Source organism: Mycolicibacterium iranicum (genome assembly GCF_002101705.1).
GTDB lineage: Bacteria > Actinomycetota > Actinomycetes > Mycobacteriales > Mycobacteriaceae > Mycobacterium > Mycobacterium iranicum.
Map to the genome: position 1 here is coordinate 1 of NZ_LQPC01000050.1, position 23,534 is coordinate 23,534.

Sequence of the window (23,534 nt, forward strand, 5' to 3'; positions counted from 1 at the left end):
GGGAATTACGTGACGGCGGGTGAGGAATTACGTGACGGACAACCCCTCATACCTGGGGAATTACGTGACTGCTGACACCAGTCTAGGGACGGGCGGTGTCTTGTTACGCCCGTGTTACGGCTATTCTTCGACGCATGCGGGACAGTGTGGTCTTCGCCCAGGTGAAGACGTTGCAGGGCATGCGCCGTACGGCGCGGGTGTCGGCGGGCGCGTTGGAGATCCACGTGCGTGCCGTGGCGGACCGGATCGGGACGCCCTACCCGGCGTTCGTGCCTGACGAACGCCTCGATGCGATCGCCCCCGGCCGTGTCACGACGATGGCCGCCATCGAGTTGTGCATGGCCGGAATGTGGTACCGCGCTTCCGACGGTTATGTCGTGGCAGACCTCGACCTGATCGAACATTTCGCGCAGCCGGTGCGCCGCCGCTGGCTGCGGGCGATCGGCCGGTTCTTCAAGGAGTACCTGCTTCCGGTCTAGCGTGCGGCGCGTCGAGGTCTCGCAGACCGGGCAGGAACACTGCGACGATTCCGAGCGCCAGCATGGGCAGCGACAGGGCCAGGAACGTCGCATGCAGCCCCGTGGCGTCAGCCAGCGGACCGGCCAGGATCAGGCCGAGCGGCCCCGCCGCGTAGGCGAGCGATCCCATCACGCCGACCACGCGGCCGCGCAGATGCTGCGGCGCCCGGGTCTGCATCACGTAGTTGTAGATGGGCGCGATCGGCCCGTACACGAACCCGACGAGCGCACACAACGCGAGAATCACGGGAAGCGGCGGCAGGAACGCGATCACGGTCATCGCCACGCCCAGCGTCAGCACCGCCGTCAGCATCACGGTGCGCCGCTTCATGTACTTCGACATCACCGCGTAGCCGAGCGCGCCGATCAACCCGCCGATGCTCAACGCCATCAGCACCCAGCCGAGCTGGGCCGGCTCGTTGCGGTCGGTGAAGTATTTCGGGAACAGCACGCTCTCCATGGGCATGTAGAGCCCAGTGGCTGCGAGGTCGACGAAAGCCAGCGTGCGAAGGACCTTGTTGTTCCACACAAAGCGCAGGCCTTCGATGATTCCCGCCCACACGCCGTCGGACATCGCCGACGGATCGGGCTTGCCCGCACCCTCGAGCTTCAGTACGCCGATGGCGACGATCGACGTTCCGAACGCGGCGGCGGTCACCCACATCGTGTTGATGCCGCCGAGAGTGGCGATCAGCAGACCTCCGATGCCGGGCCCCACGATGTAGGCCAGGTTGAAAATCGCCTCGTACACGGAGTTGGCATGGTCAAGGGTCCAGCCGGCCTTCTGCGCCGCCTCGGGCAGCATCGTCTCGCGGGCTGTCAGCCCCGCGGGGTCGAAGAACGCACCGAGTGCGGCCAGGCCTGCCAGCACGGCGACGTTGATGGCGTCGACACCGAATGTCAGCGCCAGGACGGGCACCGCGGCCACCGACACTGCCGACAGCGCGTCAGCGATCATCGACACCCGCCTGCGGCCGAGCTTGTCGACGGCGGCGCCGGCGAGCAGCGTCGCGGCGAGCAGCGGGAGCGTTCCCGCCATCGCCACGATGGACGCGTCCAGCGCAGAACCGTTGCGCTGCAAAACCAACCAGGGGAACGCGACGATGGAGATGCCGTTGCCCGCCCCGGCCATCAGTGCGGCGAACAGGATCAGCAGCAGTGGGACGCGCCTACCGCGCGATTCTTCGTTCGTCATGGGATATCGCCGGGAATGTAGCAGTGCCGCAAAGCACTTGACGACCGAGTTTTCGGCGACTAGCGGCTCACCATTGCGCGTCGACCTTGGCCGCGATCTGGTCGGCGATCCGCAACGCGGAGTCGCCGGGAGCGGCGCTGCAGGTGTTGACATCGACGATGACGTTGTTGCGGTGCACCAGCGCCCGCCCACAACCCCAGCCTGGCGCCGCGGCGTCCTGCTGCATGGCGACCGTGTTCAATCGGTTGTCCTCCCGGACGATCGGCCCCGGGTTCCAGCGTGAACCGCTCTGGGTGTGGGTGTACTCGTGGCAGGCCGGCCACTGCTGCACAGAGGCCTCGAAGAATTCGCCGGCCTTCTCCAGATAAGGAAACAGCACCACGGCCTGCTTGACGTACGTTTTCCAGCCCTCACCGTCATTGAGGCTCTGGTCGCGTTCCGCCTGGAAGCCGCTGTCGGCATAGACCTGCAACTCGGCCGCACCGTCGATCGCGAGGCATTCTCGTGGCTCCATGATGTCGCTGTGGTCCGACATCGCGGTCTGGGACTCGATGACCGTCATCGCGGGCACGCCCATCGTCGCGGCGGCCTCTTCGGGGCTGAGCAGGACGTCGCCGAGCTCACGTTCCACGAGGGGGCGGGGGATCATTGTCCTGGTCGGTTTGGCCGACTCCGCGCTGCTCGTGCTGGCGCATCCGGTGACCAGGATGCAGATGCCTGCTATCGCTGCCGCTCGTCGCATGAATGCCCCCAATCGAAGTGCTGGGGATCAATGGTGAGCCAACTGCAGCGGCGCTCCGGTGAGGAAAGCGGCGTTTCGTGGTAACGATGAATAGTGCTTCTTGGTAACGAATCTTGACTCCCCTTCCGCATCCACGAACTGGTGATCTTTTCGAGACCCCGGTGCAACCCGGTCATGGTTGGCCCGGTGATCCCGCGACGTCGCGCACCGCGGTGGCGTCCACTCCTGCCGACGTGGTGGAGCTGGCCGGGGCGGCCAGAACGCTCAAACAGGTCGACGCCGGGGTCTCGGTGTGTCGCGCCTGCCCGCGGCTGGTCGAGTGGCGCGAGGAGGCGGCCGCGGTCAAACGCAAGTCGTATGCGGATCAGCCCTATTGGGGAAGGCCGGCTCCCGGTTTCGGGGCGGCGCGGCCGCGGATCATGATCGTCGGTCTGGCGCCGGCCGCCCACGGCGCGAATCGGACGGGCCGTGTCTTCACCGGTGACCGTTCCGGCGACTTCCTGTTCGCGTCATTGCATCGCAGCGGGCTGGCGAATCAGGCGACGTGCACTGACAGTGCAGATGGATTGCAGCTCAACGGTGTTCGAGTGGCGGCGGCCGTGCGCTGCGCTCCTCCGGGTAACGCACCGCTGCCCGCCGAGCGGACGACGTGTGCGCCCTGGCTCGACGCGGAGTGGCGGCTCACGGGCAACGGCGTGCGGGTGATTATCGCGTTGGGTGGGTTCGCGTGGCAGTCGGTGCTGGCGCTGATCCGCCGAACCGGCGGTACGGTGGGGACGCCGGCACCGAAGTTCGGCCACGGCACGCTGGCCACGTTGGCCACCGGGAGCACCGCCACCGGCACCGTGACGCTGCTCGGCTGCTTCCATCCCAGCCAGCAGAACACCTTCACCGGCCGGCTCACCCCCGCGATGATGGACGACATCTTCGCCACCGCCTGTGCGATTTCGGCGGGAACGTAATCCCACGGCGCGACGTTGCACTGTCAATGCGTCTTTCTGTCCTCGATCTCGTTCCTGTGCGCTCCGACCAGAGCACTTCCGATGCGATCGCCGCTTCGACGCTGCTGGCACAGGCGGCCGACCGGCTTGGATACACGCGATACTGGGTCGCCGAGCACCACAACATGCCGGCTGTCGCGGCGACGAGTCCGCCGGTGCTGATTGCTCACCTCGCCGCCCACACGTCATCGGTGCGGCTGGGCTCGGGCGGGGTCATGTTGCCCAACCACGCACCGCTGGCCGTCGCCGAGCAGTTCGCGCTGCTCGAAGCCGCCCATCCTGGACGCATCGACCTCGGAATCGGACGTGCGCCGGGCTCGGATCCGGTCACCTCGCTGGCACTGCGCGGTGCCGCCGGACGCGACGAACGTGACATCGAGGCGTTTCCTGAGTACCTGGACGACGTCGTCAAACTCATGAGCAGTACAGGCGTGCGCGTACCGCTCCCGCGTGACCTGATGCGGGACAACTACATCCTCAAGGCCACCCCGGCCGCCGTGACAGAACCCAAACTGTGGTTGCTGGGGTCGTCGATGTACTCCGCGCGACTCGCAGCGGCCAAGGGCCTGCCGTACGTATTCGCCCACCACTTCGCCGGTCAGGGCACCATCGAGGCGCTGCAGTTCTATCGCGAGAACTTCCGGCCCAGCGAGCTGGCGCCCGAACCCGTGACGTTCCTCACGGTGAATGCCGTCGTCGCCGAGACCCGCGACGAGGCACTGCGTTTGATCCTGCCCAATCTGCAGATGATGGCACGGCTCCGTACCGGACAGCCTCTGATTCCGATCGATCTCGTCGAGGACGCGGAGGCCACCGATCTCGGCCCGCGCGCGCAGTCCGTGATCGACGGAGGATTGCGCCAGGCCGTCGTCGGCTCGCCCGCCGAGGCTGCCGACCAGGTGCGGGCACTGGCCGAACACTTCGGCGTCGACGAGGTGATGGTTCACCCGGTCGCCTCGGCTCACCGCGGTGTCGATCCTGCGACCGCGCCGGCGCGTGAGGCCACGCTGGAGCTGCTCGCCAAAGAGTTGTTCTAGGTCCTCGGGGTGAGCCGGACGAGCGGAATCCTGCGCGTCGTTCGTTTCTGGTAACCGTCGTAGCGGTTCGAGTTGCCGTCGTTGACGATCTTCCACAGCCGCGGATAGTCGGGGTCGTCCGCAAGCACCGGTGTCGCCGTCACCGCCAATCTCTTTGGCCCGAGGTTGATTTCGACGTCCGGATCGGCCTTGAGATTGTGGTACCAGCCCGGCGCCTTGGGGTCACCGCCCTTCGAGGCGACGACGTAGTAGCTGCCGCCGTCGGGAAAGTAGGACAGCGTATTCGTACGCTGTTTCCCGGTCTTCGCGCCGACCGTGTGCAGGAGCAGCGAGGGTGGCACACCGGGCAGGGGGATGCGGTGCCCAACACGTCCGTCGGTGCTCTTGTAGATCTTGTCGTGCATCATCAGCAGGCGATAGCCGATGTTCTGTTCGACCCAGAGTGCGATGCCCATGGGTCAATAGTTCTCCGGGGCGTCGACTCGCGCCAGGGCCTCGCGCAGCAGGCGGCCGGTCTCCTCGCGATCGGCGTCGCGGCGCACCAGCATCCCCTTGGCGAACGACAGCTTGTCGCCGTCACGGCGCGGAACGACGTGCAGGTGGATGTGAAACACCGTCTGAAATGCCGCTTTGCCGTCGTTGATGGCAATGTTGTTGCCGTCGGCGTGTAGACCCGACACCCGGGCGGCCTTGGCGATGCGCTGGCCGATGGCCGTCATGCGACCCAGGGTTTCCGCCGGTGTGTCGGTCAGATCGACGGTGTGGGCCTTCGGGATCACCAGCGTGTGGCCCCGCGTGAACGGACGGATGTCGAGGATGGCGAGATAGTCGTCGTCTTCGTAGATCGTGATGGCGGGCGCCTCACCGGCGACGATGGCGCAGAACACGCAGGGCATGCCGCCACGCTAGTTCACATTCTGTGCCGCCCACTCGCCCAGGCTGCGGTCGCGCTCTTCGGCCGAGACGTCCTCGACCCGTGTCATCACGGTCCACCGGACTCCGAACGGGTCGCGGAGGGAGGCGAACCGGTCACCGGTGGCGAAGTCCTGCGGCGCCTCACGCACCGTCGCGCCGGCCTTCTGTGCCCGCGCCACCACGTCGTCGACGTCGGGGCAGTAGAGCGCGATCGAGTACGTCACGGTGTCACTGCCGGTCGCGGGAGCAGTGATTCCGTAGGCGTCCGCCGGGTCGCCGAGTTGCAGGCGGCCGGTGCCGAAGTCGAGCTCGGCGTGGGCGACGGTGCCGTCCGGGCCGTCCATCTTCTCGACGAGCGTCGCGCCGAATACCTGTGTGTAGAAGTCGATCGCGGCAGCGGCGCCCGCGACGCACAGGAACGGGGTGAGGCTGGTGTATCCCGCGGGAATCGGTTGAACAGACATGCCTTGAGTTTCGTAGGCTGCTAGACGTGGGTGCTTGGAAAAACCCGACATCCGGGCAACCACTGCTCGGCGTGGTCGGCCGGCCGGTCAGTTCCTCGGTCTTCGATCTGCGGCGGTGGCCGCCCAGTTCCGAGAGCAGCCCCTACGTTGAGCATTTCTGGTCCGTCACATGGGATCTGCGCGGTGTGGCGCCGTTCGACAGCTCGGTCATCACCTTCCCGTCCATGCACATCACCCATGAATGGGGTTCCGACGTTGAGCGGCATGGCTTTTCGCTGCCGAACACGCTGGTGCACGGCGTGGTCGAACGGGTTTTCCAGACCACGATCAGCGAGCAGGGTTGGGTCGTCGGAGCACGCTTGCGGCCCGGTGGGTTCACGGCGCGTTTCGGCGGTGATGCTTCGACGATGACGGGGCGAGTGCGACCGGTCGACACCGCACTATTCGGGGTGCCGGTCGATCTCGACGACGATGTCGACAGCGCAGCGGCGCGCCTCGATCGGCTCATCGCGCAGGCAGACCGGCCGGATGACACGTATCCGGCGCTGACCGCCCTCGTCGACCGGATCCGCGACGACACCGACATTCATCGCGTGGAGCAGGTGATGAGCCACTCGCCGTGGAGCGAGCGGACCACCCAGCGCGTCTTCCGGCGCTATGTCGGCGTCCCCGTGAAGTGGGTCCTGTGCCGGTACCGCCTACAGAACGCGGCGCTGGAGATCGAAACCGGTCCGGAGTTGGACTTCGCCGAACTCGCCGTTCGGCTCGGCTGGTACGACCAGGCGCACTTCATCAACGACTTCCGGGCGATGCTGGGAACCACGCCGGGGGAGTACGCCGCTAAGTACGGGCCTCGGTCGTGATCCGACGCCACGCGGCCAGTTTCGCGTCGAAGGACATGGTCTGCGCAGGACTGGTCGAGGGCAACCGGGTGTATTCCAAGCGGGCGGGCGCAGTGACCAGCCGACGGTAGTTCTTCTCGGCGGCCGCGCCGTTGAAGTAGACGTGGGTGATCGTCGGATAGGCGGCGAAGAGCCGCTCGAAGTCGTTGGCCACCATACTGTCCGGCTCCACGGCGGAATCGAGGCTGCCGATCCGCCGGCAGTGCTTCAGCACATCCCACACAGCCACCTCGGCCGCCGTCAGGGCAGTGACGCGGTCATCGTAGGGTGCGGCGGCGTCGAAGCCGAAAAGCGCAGCGGTGAGGCGCCAGAACGCGTTGCGCTCGTAGGCGTAGTAGCGCTGCGCCTGCAGTGAGGCCACACCGGGCATGTTGCCGAGGATCAAGATGCGGGCGCCGGGGGCGACGAGCGGCGGGAAGCTCTCCAGCATCGGTGACGTCATGAGGCGACCGTATACGTTGGGCACGTGGCCGAAGACCTCGATCTGGAGACATCCGGGCTGCTCGACGGGCTCGAAGGCAATGCGCGCGCCGAACGCGCCGAGTTGATCAGCTGGTTGGTCGAGCGAGGGGTGAGTGTCGAGCAGATTCGTGGCAATCCGGCGCCGATGCTGCTGGCGTCGCGACGCGTCATCGGCGACGACGGCCAGTACGTGTCTGCGCGTCAGGCGGCGGACAAAGCAGGCGTCGACCTCGGGCTGTTCGAACGGACTCAGCGCGCGATGGGGCTGCCGCGGGTCGACGATCCCGACGCCGAGGTGTTCCTGCGCGCCGACGCGGAAGCGGCCAAGTTCACGCGAGACTTCCTCGATGTCGGCATCGACCCCGATGAACTGGTGCAGATCACCCGACTTCTCGGGGATGGCTTGTCGCGGGCGGCCGAAGCGATGCGGCACGCAGCCCTCGCGGCGGTGATGCGTCCGGGCGCAACGGAACTGGAGATTGCGCAGGCGTCTGAGGCACTGGTCAGCAATGTGGCGCCGCTGCTGGGTCCCATGATCCAGGAGGTCATGATGCTGCAGCTGCGTCATGCGATCGAGACGGAAGCGATCAACGCGACCGAACGCGCCGAAGGGCAGCATTTGCCGGGTGCTCGTCTGGTGACGATCGGGTTCGCCGACCTTGTCGGTTTCACTCGGCTGGGCGAGGCGTTGCCGCCGGAGGAACTTGAGCGGCTTGCCCAGCACCTGGCCGATCTCACCCGCGAATTGGCCGTCGCCCCAGTGCGATTCATCAAGACGATCGGTGACGAGGTGATGCTGGTCAGCCCAGAACCCGCGCCGCTGCTCGAGACGCTGCTGCACCTGGTCGATGCCACCGAGGGTGAGGACGACTTTCCTCGGTTGCGCGCCGGCGTCGCGACGGGCATGGCCGTGAGCAGGGAAGGCGACTGGTTCGGTAGCCCGGTGAATCTTGCGGCGCGCGTCACGGGTGCGGCGCGGCCGGGCACTGTGCTGGTCGCTGAGTCGTCGCGCGAGGCGATCGGGGAGGACGACCGATTCACATGGTCCTTCGCGGGCGCCAAACATCTGAAGGGAATCAAGCCGGACGTGAAGACGTTCCGGGCTCGCCGAGGCGAACAGTCCTAGCTGAACTCTCAAATTTCTTCTGTCTCTTTCGTTTCAGCTGTCACATCGAAGCTCGGATCTGTCGGTGGTTCGAACTATTGTTCGATATGTGGATGTGGTGGTGGAGGCGTTGGCGGGGGTGGGTGAGCAGGTCGCCATCCTGTCGAAGGCTTGTGACGAGTTGTCTCATCGCGAGTTGATCGAGCTGTTGGTGGAGCTCACGACGGTGGTGCGGACGATCCCTGCTGTCGAGCATCGGATCGTGTCGCGGTTGACCGACGAGACCGAGCCGGGCGCACTCGGGGAGGCGTCGTGGAAGAAGGTGCTGACCACAGCGTTGCGGTGCAGTGAGAAGGACGCCAAACGCCGACTGGAGCGTGCGGCGACGTTGGGTCCGCGGCGGGCGATGACCGGGGAGCCTTTGGGTCCGTTGTTGGAGTCGACTGCTGCCGCGCAGGCGCGTGGTGTCCTCGATGAGGAGCATGTGAAGGTCATCGCTGATTTTCATGCCGCGTTGCCGTCGTGGGTGGATGCCGGGACGCGCGCTGACGCTGATCGTGAGCTGGCGCGGGTGGGGTCGGGGTTGGGTCCAGAGGCGTTGCGGCAGGTGGCGGGGCGGTTGTTAGGGATGATCGATCAGGATGGTCCTGAGCCCACCGAGACCGATATTGCGCGCCGGTGTGGGGTGAGGTTGGGGCCGCAGCGTCCTGATGGGACCCGCTCGATCCGGGGTGTGATCGATGCCGAGACCGGGGCGCTGTTGGAGGCGATTCTGGCCAAAGAGGCTGCCCCTGGCGCTAATGCCCCCGACGATGGCCCTGCTGTTGACCCCACGGCCGAGCCCGCCGAGGATGCCGAGCAGGCTGCTTACGTCGAATCCGAGTCCGCCGTCGATCCAGAGCCGTCGGCCGGCGTCGAGGGCGGGCCGAGCGTCGGGTCGGGGGTGGCGCCCGCGCCGGAGCGCAGCGCTGGTGAGTTGCGTTCGCAGGCTCAGCGCAATCACGATGCCCTCAAAGCGGTGGCTCGTCGGGCGCTGGAGGCGGGGCTGGGTACCCACAACGGACTCCCGGTGACCGTGATCGTGTCGACGACGCTTCAGGAGTTGGAGAAGGGTGCCGGGGTGGCGGTCACCGGAGGCGGTTCACTGCTGCCGATGCGGGATCTGATCCGCCTGGCTGCCCACGCCCATCACTACCTCTACGTGTATGACCAACACAGCGAACAATCGCTGTATCTGGGCCGTGCCAAACGGCTAGCCACCGCTGCCCAACGCCTCGCGCTGCACGCGAAAGAACGAGGCTGCACGCGCCCGGGCTGCAGCGTGCCCGGCTACTGGGCCCAGGTGCATCACGCTGCCGCGGATTGGAAAGACGACGGGCAGACCAACATTGACGATCTGACCTTCGCCTGCGGAGCCGATCATCGCATGCTCGACAACACCGACTGGCGCACCCGCAAAAACAAGAAAAATCAAACCGAATGGCTTCCGCCACCCGACCTCGACACCGGTCAACACCGCATCAACGGCTACCACCACCCCGAACGCTACCTACTCCCCGAAGACGACGACGGTAACGAAAGCGTAGGGCCGTAGTCAGCGCGAGGGTGTGAACGCGCGCAAACGCAGGCTGTTCGTCACCACGAACACCGAGCTGAAAGCCATTGCCGCGCCGGCGATCATCGGGTTCAGTAACCCGGCCGCGGCCAGCGGCAGGGCGGCGACGTTGTACGCGAATGCCCAGAACAAGTTGCTCTTGATGGTGCTCAAAGTCTTGCGCGACAAGCGAATAGCATCTGGAACCGCCCGCAGATCGTTGCTGACCAGTGTCAGATCGCTGGCTTCGATCGCGACATCGGTGCCGCTGCCCATCGCCAGTCCGAGATCCGCCTGGGCAAGCGCGGCCGCGTCGTTGATCCCGTCGCCGACCATCGCCACGACCTTGCCCTCGCCCTGCAGTCGCGTCACGGTGTCGACCTTGTCGTGCGGCAGCACGCCCGCGATGACCTCGTCGATGCCGACCTGGGTTGCCACGGAGCGAGCCACCGCCTCGTTGTCGCCGGTCACCATGATCGGCGTCAACCCGAGCTTCTTCAGCAGTGAAATTGCCTCCGCAGAGGTCGGTTTCACCGCATCAGCCACCATCAGGACGCCGCGCGCGCTGCCGTCCCATCCCACGACAACCGCGGTCCGGCCGTCGGACTCCGCGCGCTGCACCGCGTGACGTACTTCGTCGGGAATGTCCAGCGACCGGTCGGAAAGCAGACGCAGCCGGCCGAGTAGCACCCGACGGCCTTCGACCGAACCCTCGACCCCGAGACCCCGTAGATTCGCGAAACCCTCGACTGCGGGCAGTTCGCCGAGCTTCTCGCGTGCCCCCGTCGCGATCGCCGCAGCAATCGGATGTTCCGACGGACTCTCGACAGCGCCCGCGACAAGCAGCGCCTCGTCAGGCTGCTCGCCCTCGACGGCGAACACGTCCACCAGTGTCATGCGGCCCGTAGTCACGGTGCCCGTCTTGTCGACGATCACGGTGTCCACCCGCCGTGTGGACTCCAGTACTTCGGGTCCCTTGATCACGATGCCCAGTTGCGCACCGCGCCCCGTCCCGACCATCAGCGCCATCGGCGTCGCCAACCCGAGCGCACACGGGCACGCGATGATCAGCACCGCGACGGCCGCGGTGAACGCCGCCGCGACCGAAAGTCCACTGCCGATCCAGAATCCCAGTGTCGCCACCGAGAGTGCGATCACGATGGGCACGAACACGCCGGAGATCCGGTCGGCAAGCCTCTGTGCCTGCGCCTTTCCGTTCTGAGCCTCTTCGACCATGCGCGCCATCTGCGCCAGCTGCGTGTCGGCGCCGATCCGTTCGGCACGCACCACCAACCGGCCGTCCACGTTCACCGTCGCGCCGACCACCTGGGCGCCGGGCGCAACCTCGACAGGCACCGACTCGCCCGTCAGCATCGACGCATCGACGGCGGACGCGCCCTCCACGACGACGCCGTCGGCGGCGACCTTCTCTCCCGGCCGGACGACGAACTCGTCTCCGGCCACGAGCTGATCGATCGGAATGCGTTGTTCTGCAGCGCCTCTGCGAACCGTGACCTCTTTCGCCGCCAGTTCCAGCAGTGCTCGCAGCGCGGCGCCGGCCCGTCGCTTGGCCCTCGCCTCGAAGTACCGGCCTGCCAGGATGAACGTCGTTACCCCGGCTGCCGCCTCGAGGTAGATGTTTCCGCTGCCATCGGTGCGGGCGATCGTCAGCTCGAACGGATGGGTCATCCCAGGCGCCCCTGCGGTGCCCCAGAACAACGCATAGATCGACCAGCCGAATGCGGCCAGCGTGCCGATCGAGATCAACGTGTCCATCGTCGCGGCGCCATGGCGCAGGTTCGTCATCGCCGCTCGGTGGAACGGCCAGGCGCCCCAGACCACCACGGGCGCGGCCAGAGTCAGTGAAAGCCACTGCCAATACGTGAACTGCAGCGCCGGTGCCATCGCCATCGCGATCACCGGGACCGATAGCGCCACGCAGATCAGCAGGCGCTGACGTAGCGCAGCGGTCGGATCGACCTCGGGCGCGGGCTGGTCGACGGCCGTGGGTAGTTCGGCGTGATAACCGGCAGCCTCGACGGCCGTGACCAGTTGCTCGGGGGAGACGGCGTCGCCGAACTCGACGCGCGCTTTCTCCGTCGCGAAGTTCACGGTCGCGGTGACGCCGTCGAGCTTGTTCAGCTTTTTCTCGACGCGTGCGGCGCACGACGCGCACGTCATGCCGCCGATCGTGAGTTCGACTGTGTTCATCGGTGGCCGTCCGAGGGTGGGTGGGGGTGCTCGCTGGTCGCGGGACGGGGTACGGCAACGTCCGCCTCTGGGCCGAAGAGCGCGCCCAGCCACAGCGCGCCCGCGAACACGACGGCGAGCATCGCGACAAACGCGGCGATCTTGGCAGGGGCGCTCATCGCAGTCAGCCGGCCAGCGTGTAGCCGGCTTCTTCGACGGCTGCGCGGATCGCCTCGTCATCGACGGGGTTGTCGCTGGCAATCGTCACCGTGCCATTGGGAACGTCGACGTCCACGGCGAGGACGCCTGGAATGTGGGTGAGTTCGGCACGCACCGATTTGGCGCATCCACCGCAGCTCATACCCTCGACAGTGATGGTGGTGGTCATCGGGCTCCTTTAGGGGGCGGGTGAATACTATGTACCATACCCCCCTAGGGTATCGATTTCACATATCGCGGCGAAGGGAGCATGAAGTTGTTGTCGAAGCGCAGTCTGCTGGTCGGGGCGGCCGCTGTGGGGGCCACCCTCACGCTGCTGCTGTCGGGGTGCAGCGACGTCGGAACCGAATCCGCCGAGCACGACCACGCGACGCACGAGCACGAGCCGACTTCGCAGGCGGCCGACGGTGCCCACAATCAAGCAGACGCGACCTTTGCCCGCGACATGATTCCGCACCACGAGCAGGCGATCGTGATGAGCGACATCATTCTGGCGAAGCAGGACATCGACCCGCGGGTGACCGATCTGGCGAACCAGATCAAAGCCGCGCAGGGGCCCGAGATCGCGACCATGCAGGAGTGGCTGACGCAGTGGGGCGCACAGGCGCCGTCCGGGCACGAAGGCCACGACATGGGCGCCGACCACGCGGCGATGGGAATGATGAGCGATGCGCAACTCGAACAGCTGCGCCAAGCTCAGGGCGTAGACGCCAGTAAGCAATTCCTCACCGGCATGATCGCGCACCATGAAGGTGCGGTGACCATGGCGCAGACCGAGGTCGACACCGGGCAGGCCCCAGAAGCCATTCAGCTGGCGCGCGACATGATCGAGACCCAGCAGCGGGAGATCGAGACGATGAAAGGCATTCTCGGCTCGCTGTAGGTTCGCGGCATGCGTATCCTCGTGCAGCGCGTCACCTCCGCTCGGGTGACCGTCGCCGGTGACACCGTAGGTGAGATCAGACCCCAGACGCAGGGCCTGGTCGCCCTCGTCGGTGTCACCCACGACGACGACCCTGCCAAGGCGCAGAGGCTGGCCGAAAAGCTCTGGGCGCTGCGCATTCTCGATGACGAGAAGTCCGCGAGCGACGTCGCCGCACCGATCCTGGTGGTCAGTCAGTTCACGCTGTACGGCAACACCACCAAAGGTCGCCGTCCCACGTGGAATGCCGCGGCTCCCAGGGCCGTCGCCGAACCCCTCGTCGACGCATTCGCCGCGGCGCTGGCCACCCTCGGTGCGCAGGTGCGGACCGGAGTCTTCGGGGCTGACATGCAGGTCGAGCTCGTCAACGACGGGCCGGTCACGGTCCTGTTGGAGCTCTGACCGCGCCCACGGTAGGAGCGCCGCCTCATACCACGGTCGTAGACCAAGATCGGTCTTCGGCACGATGTGCCGAGACATGCGCTTTCGTAGCGTCGTGATATGGCAGCAATCGCTCCCGGAAATATCCGGGCCCGCAAGCTCATTCGCTATCGACTGCTCTACTGGTTACTGGGCGGCGCCGACGCGACCGCCGACCGTCGCGAACCGCCCGCTCCGAAGAAGGCCCCCCGCGCACGGCGGCGGGAGGACTTCATCGAAGAAGCGGCGATGACGCGCGAGATGCACCGCCTGTGACACCCGCAGTGAGTCAGTGCCCCCGGCTCACGCGGTCGGCGTGACGGGAATTCCTTCCGACGGCTGCACGATCACGAATCCGTTGCCGTGGAACGCCACCTGCATTGCCTCACCCGAACCGCGGCCGATCAAGGCGCCGGCCTTGAAGCTGGTCTTCAGCTGCGTCTGCAGATTGGCCGACCAAGCCACGATCGCGTTGGTGTCGGCGAATGTCGGCGCTTCGGCGGCATTGAGGACGACGGGAGCGCCGTCGGTGGTCAGCGCCACCCAGCCGGTCCCGCGCAGGGTCGTATTGAACAAGCCGCCGGCGACCATGCTGCCGCCTTTAACCCGTTCGACGTTCCAATCCAGGCTCGAGGAAAATGCCAGCACGTTCTTGCCGCTGATCGACAGGCCGGAGTTGTTGAGGTTCAGCAAGTGAACGTCGAAGGCCCGCTCCGCGAGGAACACGTCGCCCTGGCCGGAACACCGCATCAGCGGCAGTCCTTCACCGGTGAGGGCTTTCTTGATGAACTTTGACGCGCCGCTGCCCTCGTAGGCGAAGTCGACGTTGCCCTGATAGGCGACCATCGAACCCTGACGAGCCATGAACGGCTCGCCGAGTCGCACGCGGAGAAGCTTCGCGTTCTGGTTGGCGATCGGTTTGGCTTCCTTCTCGCTGAAGCGTCCGTCGACGAGATCCCCACTGATGCCGGAGAATCCATCGGCACCACCGAGCGGCTGGGCCTGCTGCTGAGCCTGGGCTGGGGGTGGTCCGCCGTACGCCTGTGCTTGCGGGGGCGGCCCGCCGAGTGGCGAGCGCTGCACCTGTCCTTGGTGGGAGACCTGATCGGTCCACTGTTGTCCGTCGTGCCACCGGTAGTCGAAGCGTCCCTCCGGATCGGGCTGCCAACTGCCTTGCGCAGGTCCTGTCATCGCCGCCTCCTTTAGCGAGTTTGTCGGGGTTCACCCTATGCGGCGCCGCGCCGTCGGTCAGCTGGCATTCTGGTGAAATGGCCAAAGAAATCGACCGCCAGCGTGCCCAGGGCGCGCTCGCGGTCATCAAGCAGCACCCTGGCATGGTGTTGTTCGCGCTGTCGCCCGTCCTGCTCGGGATCGGGCTGGTGTGGTGGTTGTTGGGCCCGGGATGGGCGATGATCTTGCTGGTAGCGGCCGTGCTGGGTGGCGGCGCCGCAGTGCTGTTCAAGCGCAGCTGACGGCGGTAATTCTGCTGGCGGCGAACGCAGCCCCGACAACGTTGTAACAGTGTAAGCATGTAATCATGCGACACCATCCTCATAGCCGACGGTCGGGCCGCCCCGGCGGCTGGCAGCAAGCCGACCAGCCCAATGCCACCGACGCCCCCGACTGGTTCGGTGGACGTCTCCCTGACCATTGGTTCGCCGGTGACCCGGAGGTCATCGTCGACCGTGAAGAGATCACCGTGATCGGCAGGCTTCCCGAGCCCGAGAATCCCGAAAGTGAAGCGCGCGCCTCAGGTCGGGCTGCTCGATTCCGCGAGCAGACCCGAAACGAGCGCATGCAGATCGCCGACGAGGCGGAGACGCGATACGGCCGCAAGGTTTCCTGGGGTATCGACATTGCCGGTGAGGGTGACGCTACCGAGCGAATCCTGTTCACCCACCTGGCTGTTCCAGTCATGACGCGGCTGCGTCAACCCGAAAGGCAAGTGCTCGACACGCTTGTCGATGCCGGCGTGGCGCGCTCCCGGTCGGACGCTCTCGTGTGGTCGGTGCGGCTCGTCGGCGAGCATGCCGACGAGTGGCTCGGCAAGCTGCGCGACGCGATGCGCGAGGTCGACGACCTGCGCAGTGAGGGGCCGAAACTCTAGACGCGGGCGACGGCGACGTAGGACGAGTTCAGCGCCGCCGTCTGCGACAGTGGATCCACCGGCCCGGCGTCGACGAGCAGATTGCGGTTGACGCCGAAACACTCCGGAGCCGATCCGCCGCGCGGATCGAAAACCCTTGAGCCCCAGCCGTGGTCGATGACGACGACGCCGCGACGGGGCTGATCCGAGATCGTCGCCGTCAACTCGACGGCTCCGACGGGGGAGTGCACCTTCACCCGGTCGCCGTCGCTGATGCACAGCTTCGCCGCGTCATCGGGGTGGATGACGACCTCGGTGCCCTTCCCGGACGGGTGCAGGCCCGGCAGATCGTTCAGCCACGAGTTCATGGAGTGTCGGTGCCTGCGGTTCGCGAGCAGGAACGGAAAGTCGGCGGGCGGACATGGGGCCGGCTCGGCCAGAAGTTCCCCTACGCGCGCCACGAATTCGGGCGGTGCAACGTGGACCTTCTTGTCGGGTGTGCGTAGTGCGTCCCGGAAGTGGCCGAACTCACGCGGCCCCAGCACCCAACCGTGCGGATGCGCCATCACCTCACGCCAGGAGATCCTGCGGCCGTTGAACTTTCGGCTCGTCGCGACGATCATGCGGTCGATCCAGTGCGGGTTGAACTCCAGGCCCGGTCTGCGGGTCAGCTGCGCTGCCCGCCGGGTGGCCGCGATGAAACCGTTGAGACCCTTCGCGCGGAACATCGGCTTGCCCATCGCTATCGCGAGATCGACGAAGATCCGCCATTCCTGCCGCGCACCCGGCGGGGGGTCAACAGCCCTGGCGCCGTAATGCAGGTACGGCTCGTCGTGCATGTTGCTGGTGAACGCCAGCAGGTCGTCGCGCTCCAGCCAGTGCACGGCAGGCAGCAGCCAGTGCGCGTGCCGGTGGCTCTCCCGCTGGACGAAGTCGATGGCCACCAGCAGGTCGAGTTGGGCCAGCGCTTTGTCGAGCCTGGCGCCGTCGGGTCCCGACACCACCGGGTTGCCGCAGTTGATCACCATGGCCCGGATCTGGCCCGAGCCCGGCGTCGTGATCTCGTCAGGAAGCTCCGACAGCGCGTGGGCGCCGGCAACCATCGTCCGGCCCGAGAGCCGGTTGCGGTGCGGGCTGGCCTTGGCCATTCCCGACATGCGGATCGCGTCCAAGTACCCCGGTTCGTAGCGGCGGCCGCCGGGCCGGTCCATGCGTCCCGTGATGACGTTCAGCACGTGGCCAAGCCACTCCGCGACAGTGCCCGTCAGATGCATGGAGACACCGGTACGGGTGACCACCATCGCCGCGCGCGCATTGGCGAAATCCCGTGCCACCGTCTCGATTCGGGGCCGATCGAGGTCGCAGCGGCGGGCGAGATCGTCGAGGTCGGAATCAGCAACGAGCTCGCGGAGACTCTGTAGCCCGTGGGTGAGTTCGTTGCAGTCCTGGACATGCTCCAAGCCTTCGTCGAGGATCACCTTCACCATTGCCAACAGCAGCGCCCAGTCCTGCGCCGGCCGCACCGCAAGGTGCACATCGGCCTTCGCCGCCGACTCCGTGCGCAGCGGATCGACCACGACGATCGTGGCGCCCTGCGCCTGCCGCGCCAACGCGCGTCGCCAACCTCCCGGCACCGTCTCCAACCAGTTCCACGCGCTCACCGCCGGATTCGTCCCGACCAGCAAGAAGTAGTCGCAATTGTCGACGTCGGAGACGGGCGCCATCAATATCGACCCGTACATCGCCGCCGCGACCACATGCATCGCGTTCTGGTCGATCGACCCGACCGAGTACCGGCTGTGTGTGCCGATGGCATCGAGCCAGCCGTTCATGAAGATGATGTTCGACGACGAGAATCCCGCCGGGTTGCCGTAGTAGAGGCCGACTGCGTCGGGGGTGTCGGCATCGATGACCTCGTTCATCCTGGCCGCGATGTCGGCGATCGCCTCGTCCCAGGTCGCCTCGACGTAGGTGTCACCGACGCGGCGCATCGGCGCGACGATGCGCCGCGGGTGCTCGACGAGCTGCCCCGCGGTGCGGCCCTTGGCGCAGAAATCGCGCCAGCTGTGCGGGTTCTGCTTGTCGGCCGAGATCTTGACGACGCGGTTGTCCTCGACCGTCACCTCGACACCGCACGATGCCAGGCAGTAGCGGCAGAAGGTGTGCACTGTCCGGGTCATGCCGCCATGGTCTCCCGTGCAACCGGGCAACGTCCTCGAAATAAAAATGAGCAGGGTGCTGAATTGGCTAGCGGTTGACCATCATCCAGTACTCGCCCCGGCGCTCCAGCAACTCAGCGTGCGTGCCGCGCTCCACGATCTTGCCGGCCTCCATCACGAGGATCGTGTCGGCATCTCGAATCGTCGAAAGTCGGTGGGCGATGATGAAACTCGTGCGGTCGCGGCGCAGCGTGCGCATCGCCTGCTGAATGAGCACCTCGGTGCGGGTGTCGACCGAGCTGGTGGCCTCGTCGAGGATCAACAGCTGCGGCCGGGCGAGTACCGCGCGCGCGATCGTGATGAGCTGCTTCTCGCCGGCGCTGATGTTCGCGCCGCCGTCGTTGAGCCGGGTCTCGTAACCGTCCGGCAGGGTGTGCACGAACCGGTCCACGAAAGCGGCGGTCGCCGCCTCGATGACCTCGTCGCGCTCGGCATCGGGACGGCCGTAGGCGATGTTCTCGTAGACAGTCCCCGCGAACAGCCAGGTGTCCTGCAGCACCATCCCGATCCGGGAACGCAGCGAGCTGCGGCTGACCGTCGAGATGTCGACGCCGTCGAGCAGGATTCGTCCCGAGTCGACGTCGTAGAACCGCATCAGCAGGTTCACCAGCGTTGTCTTACCCGCCCCGGTGGGTCCGACGATCGCGACGGTGGTGCCGGGTTCGACCACCAGCGAGAGGTCCTCGATCACCGGGGCGCCCGGCTGATAGCCGAACGACACCCGGTCGAATTCGACACGCCCGCTTCGGCCGTCGTTTCCCACGGGCAGCGCGGCAGCAAGATCCAGGGAGGGGTCGGGGGGCTCCTCCTCGGCGTCGAGGAGATCGAAGACCCGCTCGGCGCTCGCGACCCCGGACTGCATGGTGTTGTACATGCCCGCGATCTGGGTCAGTGGCTGGTTGAACTGTCGCACGTATTGGATGAAGGCCTGGATGCTGCCGAGCGTGATCTGACCCGTCGCGACCTGCAGACCGCCGACGACGGCCACTGCGACATAGCTCAGATTCCCAATGAAAACCGTTGCGGGGGAGACGAGCCCGGATAGGAACTGGGCTCCGAAGCTGGCATGGTAGACGTCGTCGTTGAGCTCCCGGAACTCCTCTTCGGCGCGCGCGCGGTGCCCGAACGTCTTGACGACGGTGAACCCGCTGTAGGTCTCCTCGATGTGTGCGTTGAGTTTTCCAGTGTTGGTCCATTGCGCGACGAACAGCTTGCGGGACCGCTTCGCGATCGAGCGGGTCACCCACAGCGACAACGGCACCGTGACCACCGTGAGCAGCGTCAACAGCGGCGAGATCGTCAGCATCATCACCAGCACCGCCACCACGGTCAGCACCGAGGTGAGCAGCTGTGTGATCGACATCGACAGTGACTGCTGCAGGTTGTCTACATCGTTGGTCACCCGGCTGAGTACCTCACCGCGCTGCCGGGAGTCGAAGTACCGCAACGGAAGCCGATGCACCTTGTCTTCGACGTCAGCGCGCAGCGACACCATCGTGCGCTGCACGACGACGTTGAGCAGCCGGGCCTGCAACCAGACCATCAGAGCGGCAACCAGATACAGTGCCAGCGCCAGCATCAACGTGCGCGCGACGGCGCCGAAATCGACCCCTTGGCCCGGGACGACGTTCATGCCCGACAGCAGGTCGGCGAACGTGCCGTCGCCCCGTGTCCGTGCTGCCTCGACTGCCTGCTCCTTGGTCAGGCCCGCCGGTAGCTGGCGGCCGATGACGCCGTTGAACAGCAGATCCGTCGCGTGCCCGAGGATGCGCGGTCCCACCACGCCGATCGCGATGCCGCCGACCCCTAGCACCATCACGGCGATCGCCATGGCTCGCTGTGGCATGAGGCGCTTCAGGAGCCGGATGGCCGAGCCCCTGAAGTCGCGGGACCGAACCTGTGGCGGCTCGGCCGCCCGGATCCCTCGCCCCAACGGTCCGGTCATCGTTGTCCGGCCGACACCGACTGGGAGTCGGCGAACTCGCGGTAGGCGCCACACGTGCCGAGCAGCTGATCGTGGCTCCCCGTCCCGACCACCCGGCCGTCATCGACCACCACGATCTGATCCGCGGCTGAGACCGTCGAGATCCGTTGCGAGACGATCACCACCGTTGCAGTCGCCGATGCCGCCCGCAGACGTTCGCGCACGCGGGCATCGGTGTGGACGTCGAGCGCGGAGAAGGAGTCATCGAACAGGTAGATCACCGGACGGCGGATCACGGCGCGCGCGATGGCCAGCCGCTGACGCTGCCCGCCGGAGAAGTTCATCCCACCCTGGGCCACTCGTATCGACAACCCGTCGGGGTGCCCGGCCACGAAGTCGTCGGCGCACGCCACGCGCAGCGCCTCCCACATCTCCTCCTCGCTGACAACCTTTCCCGGGGCCGCGCCGAACTGCAGATTGTCGGCGACGGTGCCCGAGAACAGGTAGCCGCGCTGCGGAACCAGCCCGATGGCACCCCACAGCTTCTCGATGTCGAATTTGCGAACATCGATGCCGTCGATGCTGATCGAGCCGGCAGTGACGTCGTAGAGCCGGCAGATCAGCGATATCAGCGTCGATTTGCCGGAACCGGTCGATCCGACGATCGCCGTCGTCGTCCCGGGCCGCGCCGTGAACGAGACGTCCTGCAGCACCGGGCGGTCGGCGCCGGCATAGCTGAATGTCGCGGCATCGAAACGGATCTCGCCCGTGACTGTCTCGGGGGACACCGCCGAGGGCGAGGTGGTCACGGCCGGTTCGGTGGTGAACACCTCGGTGATGCGCTCCGCGCACACCGTGGCCCGCGGGATGATGACCAGAATGAACGTCGCCATCAGCACCGCGACGAGGATCTGCATGAAATAGGACAGGAACGCGATGAGCGACCCGACCTGCATCTGGCCGGCGTCGATGCGCATCCCTCCGAACCAGATCAGCGCCACGCTCGACACGTTGATCACCAGCGTGGTCACCGGAAGCATCAGCGCCTGCCAACGCCCGGCTTCCAGGGCACTGTCCGCCAGACCGGTATTGGCCTCTGCGAAGCGGTTGCGCTCGAACGGTTCCCGCGCAAACGCCCGCACCACCCGCAGGCCTGTCAGCTGCTCCCGCATGACGCGGTTGATCCCGTCGATCTGGCCCTGCACCCGCCGGAAGATCGGCAGTAGACGCGTGACGATCCAGTAGTTGGTCCCCGCGAGCAGCGGCACGCTGACGACCAACAGCCACGACAGTCCCGCATCCTCGTGCACCGCCATGAAGATGCCCCCGACGCACATGATCGGCGCGGTGATCAGCATCGTGGCGGTCAGCTGCACGAGGAGCTGGATCTGCTGAACGTCGTTCGTGGTCCGGGTGAGCAGCGACGGCGCGCCGAACCGCGCGGTTTCCTCCGCGGAGAAGCCGGTGATGTGGTGGAACAGGTCAGAGCGCAGATCGCGGCCGACGCCCATGCTTGCGCGCGAACCGAAGTAGACCGCGCCGACCGCACACAGGACCTGCAGGGCGGTCACCGCGAGCATCACTCCGCCGAGCTCGACGATGCGGCGCAGGTCGCCTTGCGAAACGCCGTCGTCGATGATCGCCGCATTGACTGTCGGCAAATACAGCGTCGCCAGCGTGCTCACCACCTGAAGCGCTGCGACCACCGCCAACAGTGAGCGATACGGCCGCGCGTACCGCCGGAGCAGGCCCCAGAGCATCCCGTTACTGTCGCACACCCGGCAGCCGCTGCGGCTGTGCGGTTGGCGCACCTGAGAATCGGATAAATGAGCAGGTCAATCGGCATGTCGGTGGTTGACGCCTGGGGCTGCCGCTACAGTGCATGGCGTGACCCCGAGCTACCGCACGCATCGCCGACCGTCGGCGTCGGTTTCTGCTCCTCGCGTGCGCCGGGCGCTGGCTGTTGCTGTAGCCCTGATCCCGGTGCTTGCAGCATGTTCGGACTCCGAACCACAGGGCCCCGCCGTGCCGTCGACGGAAGCGCCGCAGCAGAACGTCTCGCATGGCCCGTTCTTCCCCGAATGCGGCGGAATCAGCGATGAGACGATCGCCCAATTGACCGAGGTCCCCGGCCTGGTGAACACCGCGAAGACCTCGGTCGGTTGCCAGTGGCTGTCCGGTGGATCCATCCTGGGTCCCCACTTCTCGTTCTCGTGGTTCCGCGGAAGTCCCATCGGTCGTGAGCGCAAGACGATGGAGTTGTCGCGGACAAGTGTCGAAGACATCAACATCGAGGGCCACGACGGATTCATCGGCATCAACGAGGACCCCGATCCCAAGATCGGCGTCAACCTGTGCGAGGTCGGCATCCAGTTCAACGACGACTTCATCGAATGGTCGATCAGCTACTCGCAGCCGCCCTATCCGGACGCGTGTGAAGTCGCCAAAGAACTCACCCGCCAGTCGATTGTGAACTCCAAATGACCCGCCGCCTGCTCGCCGGGGCGATCGCTGCGATGGCCAGTCTGGCGCTGCTGACCGGCTGTACGCAGACGGTCGAGGGCACCGCAGCCAAGTCGGGCTCCGGTGACGTCCCCCGCAACGACAACTCCGAACGCAAGTACCCGAACCTGCTGAAGGAGTGCGACGTCCTGACCGAGGACATCCTCGCCGAGACGGTGGGTGCCGATCCGCTCGACATTCAGAGCACGTTCGTCGGCGCGATCTGCCGCTGGCAGGCCGCCAACCCGGCGGGACTGGTGGATATCACCCGCTTCTGGTTCGAGACCGGCAGCCTCGACAACGAGCGCAGCGTCGCCGAACAGTTGCAGTATCAGATCGAGAATCGCTCGGTCGCCGGTATCGAATCGATCGTCATGCGGCCCAATGATCCCAACGGCGCGTGCGGGGTCGCCAGCGACGCCGCCGGCGTCGTCGGATGGTGGGTCAACCCGCAGACGCCCGGCATGGATGCCTGCGGTATGGCGATCAAACTGATGGAGTTGACGCTCGCAACCCGCGCCTAGCGCGCTCCGGTTGGATTGCGCGCTCAGCACGCTCCGGTTAAATTGCGCGCTCAGCGCGCGGTATGGAAGTCCACGAGTTCGGCGCCGCGCAGCGCCCACTGATCCCACGGCGCCGTGGAGCGCAGCACCGCGATCGAAGATGTCGGGAACTTCGCTGAAAGCTGCTGTGCGGCAGTCCCGTTGCTCGATTCCTCGTCTGCGAGGCCGAGCGCGAGCGAAGACATCACCGGTTCGTGTCCGACCACCAACAGCGTGGACACCTCGTCGCCGAATCGCGACTGTACGCCGTTGATCTCCTCGATGACGACGCCGGGCGTCGCGTCGTAGATCCGGTCGACGAACTCGACCACGGCGGTGATACCCGTTCGCTCCAGAGTCTGACGCGTGCGGGTGGCGGTGGAGCACAACACGGCATTGACTCCGTCCGCGTTCGCCCTGATCCAATCGCCGACCAGCGCGGCCTCCCTGATACCCCTCGGCGCCAGCGGACGGTCGTGGTCGGGAACCCCGTCCGGGTAATCGGACTTGGCGTGGCGCAGCAGCAGCAGGGTGCGGTATCGGTCGCTCATCTCATTAACCGTAGGGCATGCCGG

At 66.3% G+C, this 23,534-nt stretch carries 27 protein-coding genes; 13 read left to right on the plus strand and 14 right to left on the minus strand.

Going from position 1 to position 23,534, the window contains the following annotated elements; genetic code table 11:
• Positions 1 to 134 precede the first annotated feature (134 nt).
• Complete coding sequence (locus AWC12_RS24630; protein ID WP_024449196.1) at positions 135 to 479, plus strand: hypothetical protein; 345 nt, start codon at positions 135 to 137, stop codon at positions 477 to 479.
• Here the strand turns inward: AWC12_RS24630 and tap are convergent.
• Both tap and AWC12_RS24640 read right to left on the minus strand, forming a co-directional pair.
• Entirely contained in the window at positions 454 to 1,713 is a 1,260-nt protein-coding gene (gene tap / locus AWC12_RS24635; protein WP_085177635.1) for a multidrug efflux MFS transporter Tap, read from the minus strand. The two genes, AWC12_RS24630 and tap, sit on opposite strands and share 26 nt — an antisense overlap.
• 67 nt (positions 1,714 to 1,780) lie before the next feature.
• Positions 1,781 to 2,455 carry a sensor domain-containing protein gene (locus AWC12_RS24640; RefSeq protein ID WP_085177637.1) on the minus strand — a complete coding sequence of 225 codons (675 nt, stop codon included), beginning with the start codon at positions 2,453 to 2,455 and terminating at the stop codon, positions 1,781 to 1,783.
• Between the two features lie 161 nt (positions 2,456 to 2,616).
• Between AWC12_RS24640 and AWC12_RS24645 the strand changes: the two genes are divergently transcribed.
• Positions 2,617 to 3,417 carry a uracil-DNA glycosylase gene (locus AWC12_RS24645; RefSeq protein ID WP_272937897.1) on the plus strand — a complete coding sequence of 267 codons (801 nt, stop codon included), beginning with the start codon at positions 2,617 to 2,619 and terminating at the stop codon, positions 3,415 to 3,417.
• A gap of 26 nt (positions 3,418 to 3,443) precedes the next feature.
• Entirely contained in the window at positions 3,444 to 4,493 is a 1,050-nt protein-coding gene (locus tag AWC12_RS24650; RefSeq protein ID WP_024449200.1) for an LLM class flavin-dependent oxidoreductase, read from the plus strand.
• Here the strand turns inward: AWC12_RS24650 and AWC12_RS24655 are convergent.
• Genes AWC12_RS24655 through AWC12_RS24665 form a run of 3 tightly spaced genes read right to left on the minus strand, consistent with a single transcriptional unit; the run spans position 4,490 to position 5,872 of the window.
• Entirely contained in the window at positions 4,490 to 4,948 is a 459-nt protein-coding gene (locus AWC12_RS24655) for a nitroreductase family deazaflavin-dependent oxidoreductase (RefSeq protein ID WP_024449201.1), read from the minus strand. The two genes, AWC12_RS24650 and AWC12_RS24655, sit on opposite strands and share 4 nt — an antisense overlap.
• 3 nt (positions 4,949 to 4,951) lie before the next feature.
• Positions 4,952 to 5,389: an HIT family protein gene (locus AWC12_RS24660; RefSeq protein ID WP_024449202.1), complete on the minus strand. Its 438-nt coding sequence runs from the start codon at positions 5,387 to 5,389 to the stop codon at positions 4,952 to 4,954.
• 9 nt (positions 5,390 to 5,398) lie between these two features.
• Positions 5,399 to 5,872 (minus strand): VOC family protein, encoded by a 474-nt coding sequence (locus AWC12_RS24665; RefSeq protein WP_085177641.1) that lies wholly within the window; start codon positions 5,870 to 5,872, stop codon positions 5,399 to 5,401.
• Between the two features lie 26 nt (positions 5,873 to 5,898).
• Between AWC12_RS24665 and AWC12_RS24670 the strand changes: the two genes are divergently transcribed.
• Positions 5,899 to 6,735 carry an AraC family transcriptional regulator gene (locus AWC12_RS24670; protein WP_085177643.1) on the plus strand — a complete coding sequence of 279 codons (837 nt, stop codon included), beginning with the start codon at positions 5,899 to 5,901 and terminating at the stop codon, positions 6,733 to 6,735.
• On the opposite strand, the gene AWC12_RS24675 is transcribed toward AWC12_RS24670, so the two are convergent.
• Entirely contained in the window at positions 6,713 to 7,216 is a 504-nt protein-coding gene (locus AWC12_RS24675) for a DNA-deoxyinosine glycosylase (protein ID WP_085177645.1), read from the minus strand. The two genes, AWC12_RS24670 and AWC12_RS24675, sit on opposite strands and share 23 nt — an antisense overlap.
• 24 nt (positions 7,217 to 7,240) lie before the next feature.
• Here AWC12_RS24675 and AWC12_RS24680 point away from each other — a divergent pair, with 24 nt between their 5' ends.
• Together AWC12_RS24680 and AWC12_RS24685 are read left to right on the plus strand one after the other, a co-directional pair.
• Positions 7,241 to 8,362 (plus strand): adenylate/guanylate cyclase domain-containing protein, encoded by a 1,122-nt coding sequence (locus AWC12_RS24680; protein WP_024449206.1) that lies wholly within the window; start codon positions 7,241 to 7,243, stop codon positions 8,360 to 8,362.
• Positions 8,363 to 8,450: 88 nt separating this feature from the next.
• The gene (locus AWC12_RS24685; protein ID WP_085177647.1) at positions 8,451 to 9,935 is read left to right on the plus strand and encodes an HNH endonuclease signature motif containing protein; all 1,485 of its coding nucleotides are present in this window, start codon (positions 8,451 to 8,453) and stop codon (positions 9,933 to 9,935) included.
• Here AWC12_RS24685 and AWC12_RS24690 read toward each other — a convergent pair whose 3' ends face one another.
• Genes AWC12_RS24690 through AWC12_RS24695 form a run of 3 tightly spaced genes read right to left on the minus strand, consistent with a single transcriptional unit; the run spans position 9,936 to position 12,513 of the window.
• Positions 9,936 to 12,146, minus strand: coding sequence for a heavy metal translocating P-type ATPase (locus AWC12_RS24690; RefSeq protein ID WP_085177649.1), 2,211 nt, complete (start codon positions 12,144 to 12,146; stop codon positions 9,936 to 9,938).
• Positions 12,143 to 12,304: a hypothetical protein gene (locus AWC12_RS31235; protein ID WP_162562283.1), complete on the minus strand. Its 162-nt coding sequence runs from the start codon at positions 12,302 to 12,304 to the stop codon at positions 12,143 to 12,145. The genes AWC12_RS24690 and AWC12_RS31235 overlap by 4 nt, the downstream gene beginning before the upstream one ends.
• Before the next feature lie 5 nt (positions 12,305 to 12,309).
• Complete coding sequence (locus AWC12_RS24695; RefSeq protein WP_024449215.1) at positions 12,310 to 12,513, minus strand: heavy-metal-associated domain-containing protein; 204 nt, start codon at positions 12,511 to 12,513, stop codon at positions 12,310 to 12,312.
• An 87-nt stretch (positions 12,514 to 12,600) separates the two neighbouring features.
• Here AWC12_RS24695 and AWC12_RS24700 point away from each other — a divergent pair, with 87 nt between their 5' ends.
• The 3 genes from AWC12_RS24700 (at position 12,601) to AWC12_RS24710 (ending at position 13,962) form a co-directional block, all read left to right on the plus strand.
• Positions 12,601 to 13,227, plus strand: a complete 627-nt coding sequence (locus AWC12_RS24700; RefSeq protein ID WP_085177759.1) for a DUF305 domain-containing protein — start codon at positions 12,601 to 12,603, stop codon at positions 13,225 to 13,227.
• A gap of 9 nt (positions 13,228 to 13,236) precedes the next feature.
• Positions 13,237 to 13,668 carry a D-aminoacyl-tRNA deacylase gene (dtd, locus tag AWC12_RS24705; protein ID WP_085177651.1) on the plus strand — a complete coding sequence of 144 codons (432 nt, stop codon included), beginning with the start codon at positions 13,237 to 13,239 and terminating at the stop codon, positions 13,666 to 13,668.
• Positions 13,669 to 13,767: 99 nt separating this feature from the next.
• Positions 13,768 to 13,962, plus strand: a complete 195-nt coding sequence (locus tag AWC12_RS24710) for a hypothetical protein (RefSeq protein ID WP_024449218.1) — start codon at positions 13,768 to 13,770, stop codon at positions 13,960 to 13,962.
• 27 nt (positions 13,963 to 13,989) lie between these two features.
• Here the strand turns inward: AWC12_RS24710 and AWC12_RS24715 are convergent, their stop codons facing one another.
• The gene (locus tag AWC12_RS24715; protein ID WP_024449219.1) at positions 13,990 to 14,877 is read right to left on the minus strand and encodes an AIM24 family protein; all 888 of its coding nucleotides are present in this window, start codon (positions 14,875 to 14,877) and stop codon (positions 13,990 to 13,992) included.
• A gap of 77 nt (positions 14,878 to 14,954) precedes the next feature.
• Here AWC12_RS24715 and AWC12_RS24720 point away from each other — a divergent pair, with 77 nt between their 5' ends.
• Positions 14,955 to 15,158, plus strand: coding sequence for a hypothetical protein (locus AWC12_RS24720; protein ID WP_085177653.1), 204 nt, complete (start codon positions 14,955 to 14,957; stop codon positions 15,156 to 15,158).
• Between the two features lie 65 nt (positions 15,159 to 15,223).
• Positions 15,224 to 15,793, plus strand: a complete 570-nt coding sequence (locus AWC12_RS24725) for an ATP-binding transcription factor AbmR (RefSeq protein WP_085177655.1) — start codon at positions 15,224 to 15,226, stop codon at positions 15,791 to 15,793.
• Here the strand turns inward: AWC12_RS24725 and AWC12_RS24730 are convergent.
• The 3 genes from AWC12_RS24730 to AWC12_RS24740 all read right to left on the minus strand — a co-directional run bounded on the left by AWC12_RS24730 (position 15,790) and on the right by AWC12_RS24740 (position 21,675).
• The gene (locus AWC12_RS24730) at positions 15,790 to 17,952 is read right to left on the minus strand and encodes a molybdopterin-containing oxidoreductase family protein (RefSeq protein WP_085177657.1); all 2,163 of its coding nucleotides are present in this window, start codon (positions 17,950 to 17,952) and stop codon (positions 15,790 to 15,792) included. The two genes, AWC12_RS24725 and AWC12_RS24730, sit on opposite strands and share 4 nt — an antisense overlap.
• Positions 17,953 to 18,019: 67 nt before the next feature.
• Complete coding sequence (locus AWC12_RS24735) at positions 18,020 to 19,936, minus strand: ABC transporter ATP-binding protein (RefSeq protein ID WP_085177659.1); 1,917 nt, start codon at positions 19,934 to 19,936, stop codon at positions 18,020 to 18,022.
• A complete protein-coding gene (locus tag AWC12_RS24740; protein WP_085177660.1) occupies positions 19,933 to 21,675 on the minus strand; it encodes an ABC transporter ATP-binding protein in 1,743 nt (580 codons plus the stop codon). Before AWC12_RS24740 ends, AWC12_RS24735 begins: the two co-directional genes overlap by 4 nt.
• Positions 21,676 to 21,793: 118 nt before the next feature.
• On the opposite strand from AWC12_RS24740, the gene AWC12_RS24745 reads away from it, so the two are divergent.
• A complete protein-coding gene (locus tag AWC12_RS24745; protein ID WP_024449225.1) occupies positions 21,794 to 22,399 on the plus strand; it encodes a DUF3558 domain-containing protein in 606 nt (201 codons plus the stop codon).
• On the plus strand, positions 22,396 to 22,941 hold the full coding sequence (locus AWC12_RS24750; protein ID WP_024449226.1) for a DUF3558 domain-containing protein: 546 nt from the start codon (positions 22,396 to 22,398) through the stop codon (positions 22,939 to 22,941). Before AWC12_RS24745 ends, AWC12_RS24750 begins: the two co-directional genes overlap by 4 nt.
• 50 nt (positions 22,942 to 22,991) lie before the next feature.
• On the opposite strand, the gene AWC12_RS24755 is transcribed toward AWC12_RS24750, so the two are convergent.
• Positions 22,992 to 23,510, minus strand: coding sequence for a SixA phosphatase family protein (locus tag AWC12_RS24755; RefSeq protein ID WP_085177662.1), 519 nt, complete (start codon positions 23,508 to 23,510; stop codon positions 22,992 to 22,994).
• Positions 23,511 to 23,534 lie beyond the last annotated feature (24 nt).

What these genes read in the sequence shown, in the direction of transcription:
- AWC12_RS24630 (WP_024449196.1), top strand. Translation starts at nt 135, where the DNA reads ATGCGGGACAGTGTGGTCTTCGCCCAGGTGAAGACGTTGCAGGGCATG.
- tap (WP_085177635.1), bottom strand. Translation starts at nt 1,713, where the DNA reads ATGACGAACGAAGAATCGCGCGGTAGGCGCGTCCCACTGCTGCTGATC.
- AWC12_RS24640 (WP_085177637.1), bottom strand. Translation starts at nt 2,455, where the DNA reads ATGCGACGAGCGGCAGCGATAGCAGGCATCTGCATCCTGGTCACCGGA.
- AWC12_RS24650 (WP_024449200.1), top strand. Translation starts at nt 3,444, where the DNA reads ATGCGTCTTTCTGTCCTCGATCTCGTTCCTGTGCGCTCCGACCAGAGC.
- AWC12_RS24655 (WP_024449201.1), bottom strand. Translation starts at nt 4,948, where the DNA reads ATGGGCATCGCACTCTGGGTCGAACAGAACATCGGCTATCGCCTGCTG.
- AWC12_RS24660 (WP_024449202.1), bottom strand. Translation starts at nt 5,389, where the DNA reads ATGCCCTGCGTGTTCTGCGCCATCGTCGCCGGTGAGGCGCCCGCCATC.
- AWC12_RS24665 (WP_085177641.1), bottom strand. Translation starts at nt 5,872, where the DNA reads ATGTCTGTTCAACCGATTCCCGCGGGATACACCAGCCTCACCCCGTTC.
- AWC12_RS24675 (WP_085177645.1), bottom strand. Translation starts at nt 7,216, where the DNA reads ATGACGTCACCGATGCTGGAGAGCTTCCCGCCGCTCGTCGCCCCCGGC.
- AWC12_RS24690 (WP_085177649.1), bottom strand. Translation starts at nt 12,146, where the DNA reads ATGAACACAGTCGAACTCACGATCGGCGGCATGACGTGCGCGTCGTGC.
- AWC12_RS31235 (WP_162562283.1), bottom strand. Translation starts at nt 12,304, where the DNA reads ATGAGCGCCCCTGCCAAGATCGCCGCGTTTGTCGCGATGCTCGCCGTC.
- AWC12_RS24695 (WP_024449215.1), bottom strand. Translation starts at nt 12,513, where the DNA reads ATGACCACCACCATCACTGTCGAGGGTATGAGCTGCGGTGGATGCGCC.
- dtd (WP_085177651.1), top strand. Translation starts at nt 13,237, where the DNA reads ATGCGTATCCTCGTGCAGCGCGTCACCTCCGCTCGGGTGACCGTCGCC.
- AWC12_RS24710 (WP_024449218.1), top strand. Translation starts at nt 13,768, where the DNA reads ATGGCAGCAATCGCTCCCGGAAATATCCGGGCCCGCAAGCTCATTCGC.
- AWC12_RS24715 (WP_024449219.1), bottom strand. Translation starts at nt 14,877, where the DNA reads ATGACAGGACCTGCGCAAGGCAGTTGGCAGCCCGATCCGGAGGGACGC.
- AWC12_RS24720 (WP_085177653.1), top strand. Translation starts at nt 14,955, where the DNA reads ATGGCCAAAGAAATCGACCGCCAGCGTGCCCAGGGCGCGCTCGCGGTC.
- AWC12_RS24725 (WP_085177655.1), top strand. Translation starts at nt 15,224, where the DNA reads ATGCGACACCATCCTCATAGCCGACGGTCGGGCCGCCCCGGCGGCTGG.
- AWC12_RS24730 (WP_085177657.1), bottom strand. Translation starts at nt 17,952, where the DNA reads ATGACCCGGACAGTGCACACCTTCTGCCGCTACTGCCTGGCATCGTGC.
- AWC12_RS24735 (WP_085177659.1), bottom strand. Translation starts at nt 19,936, where the DNA reads ATGACCGGACCGTTGGGGCGAGGGATCCGGGCGGCCGAGCCGCCACAG.
- AWC12_RS24740 (WP_085177660.1), bottom strand. Translation starts at nt 21,675, where the DNA reads ATGCTCTGGGGCCTGCTCCGGCGGTACGCGCGGCCGTATCGCTCACTG.
- AWC12_RS24750 (WP_024449226.1), top strand. Translation starts at nt 22,396, where the DNA reads ATGACCCGCCGCCTGCTCGCCGGGGCGATCGCTGCGATGGCCAGTCTG.
- AWC12_RS24755 (WP_085177662.1), bottom strand. Translation starts at nt 23,510, where the DNA reads ATGAGCGACCGATACCGCACCCTGCTGCTGCTGCGCCACGCCAAGTCC.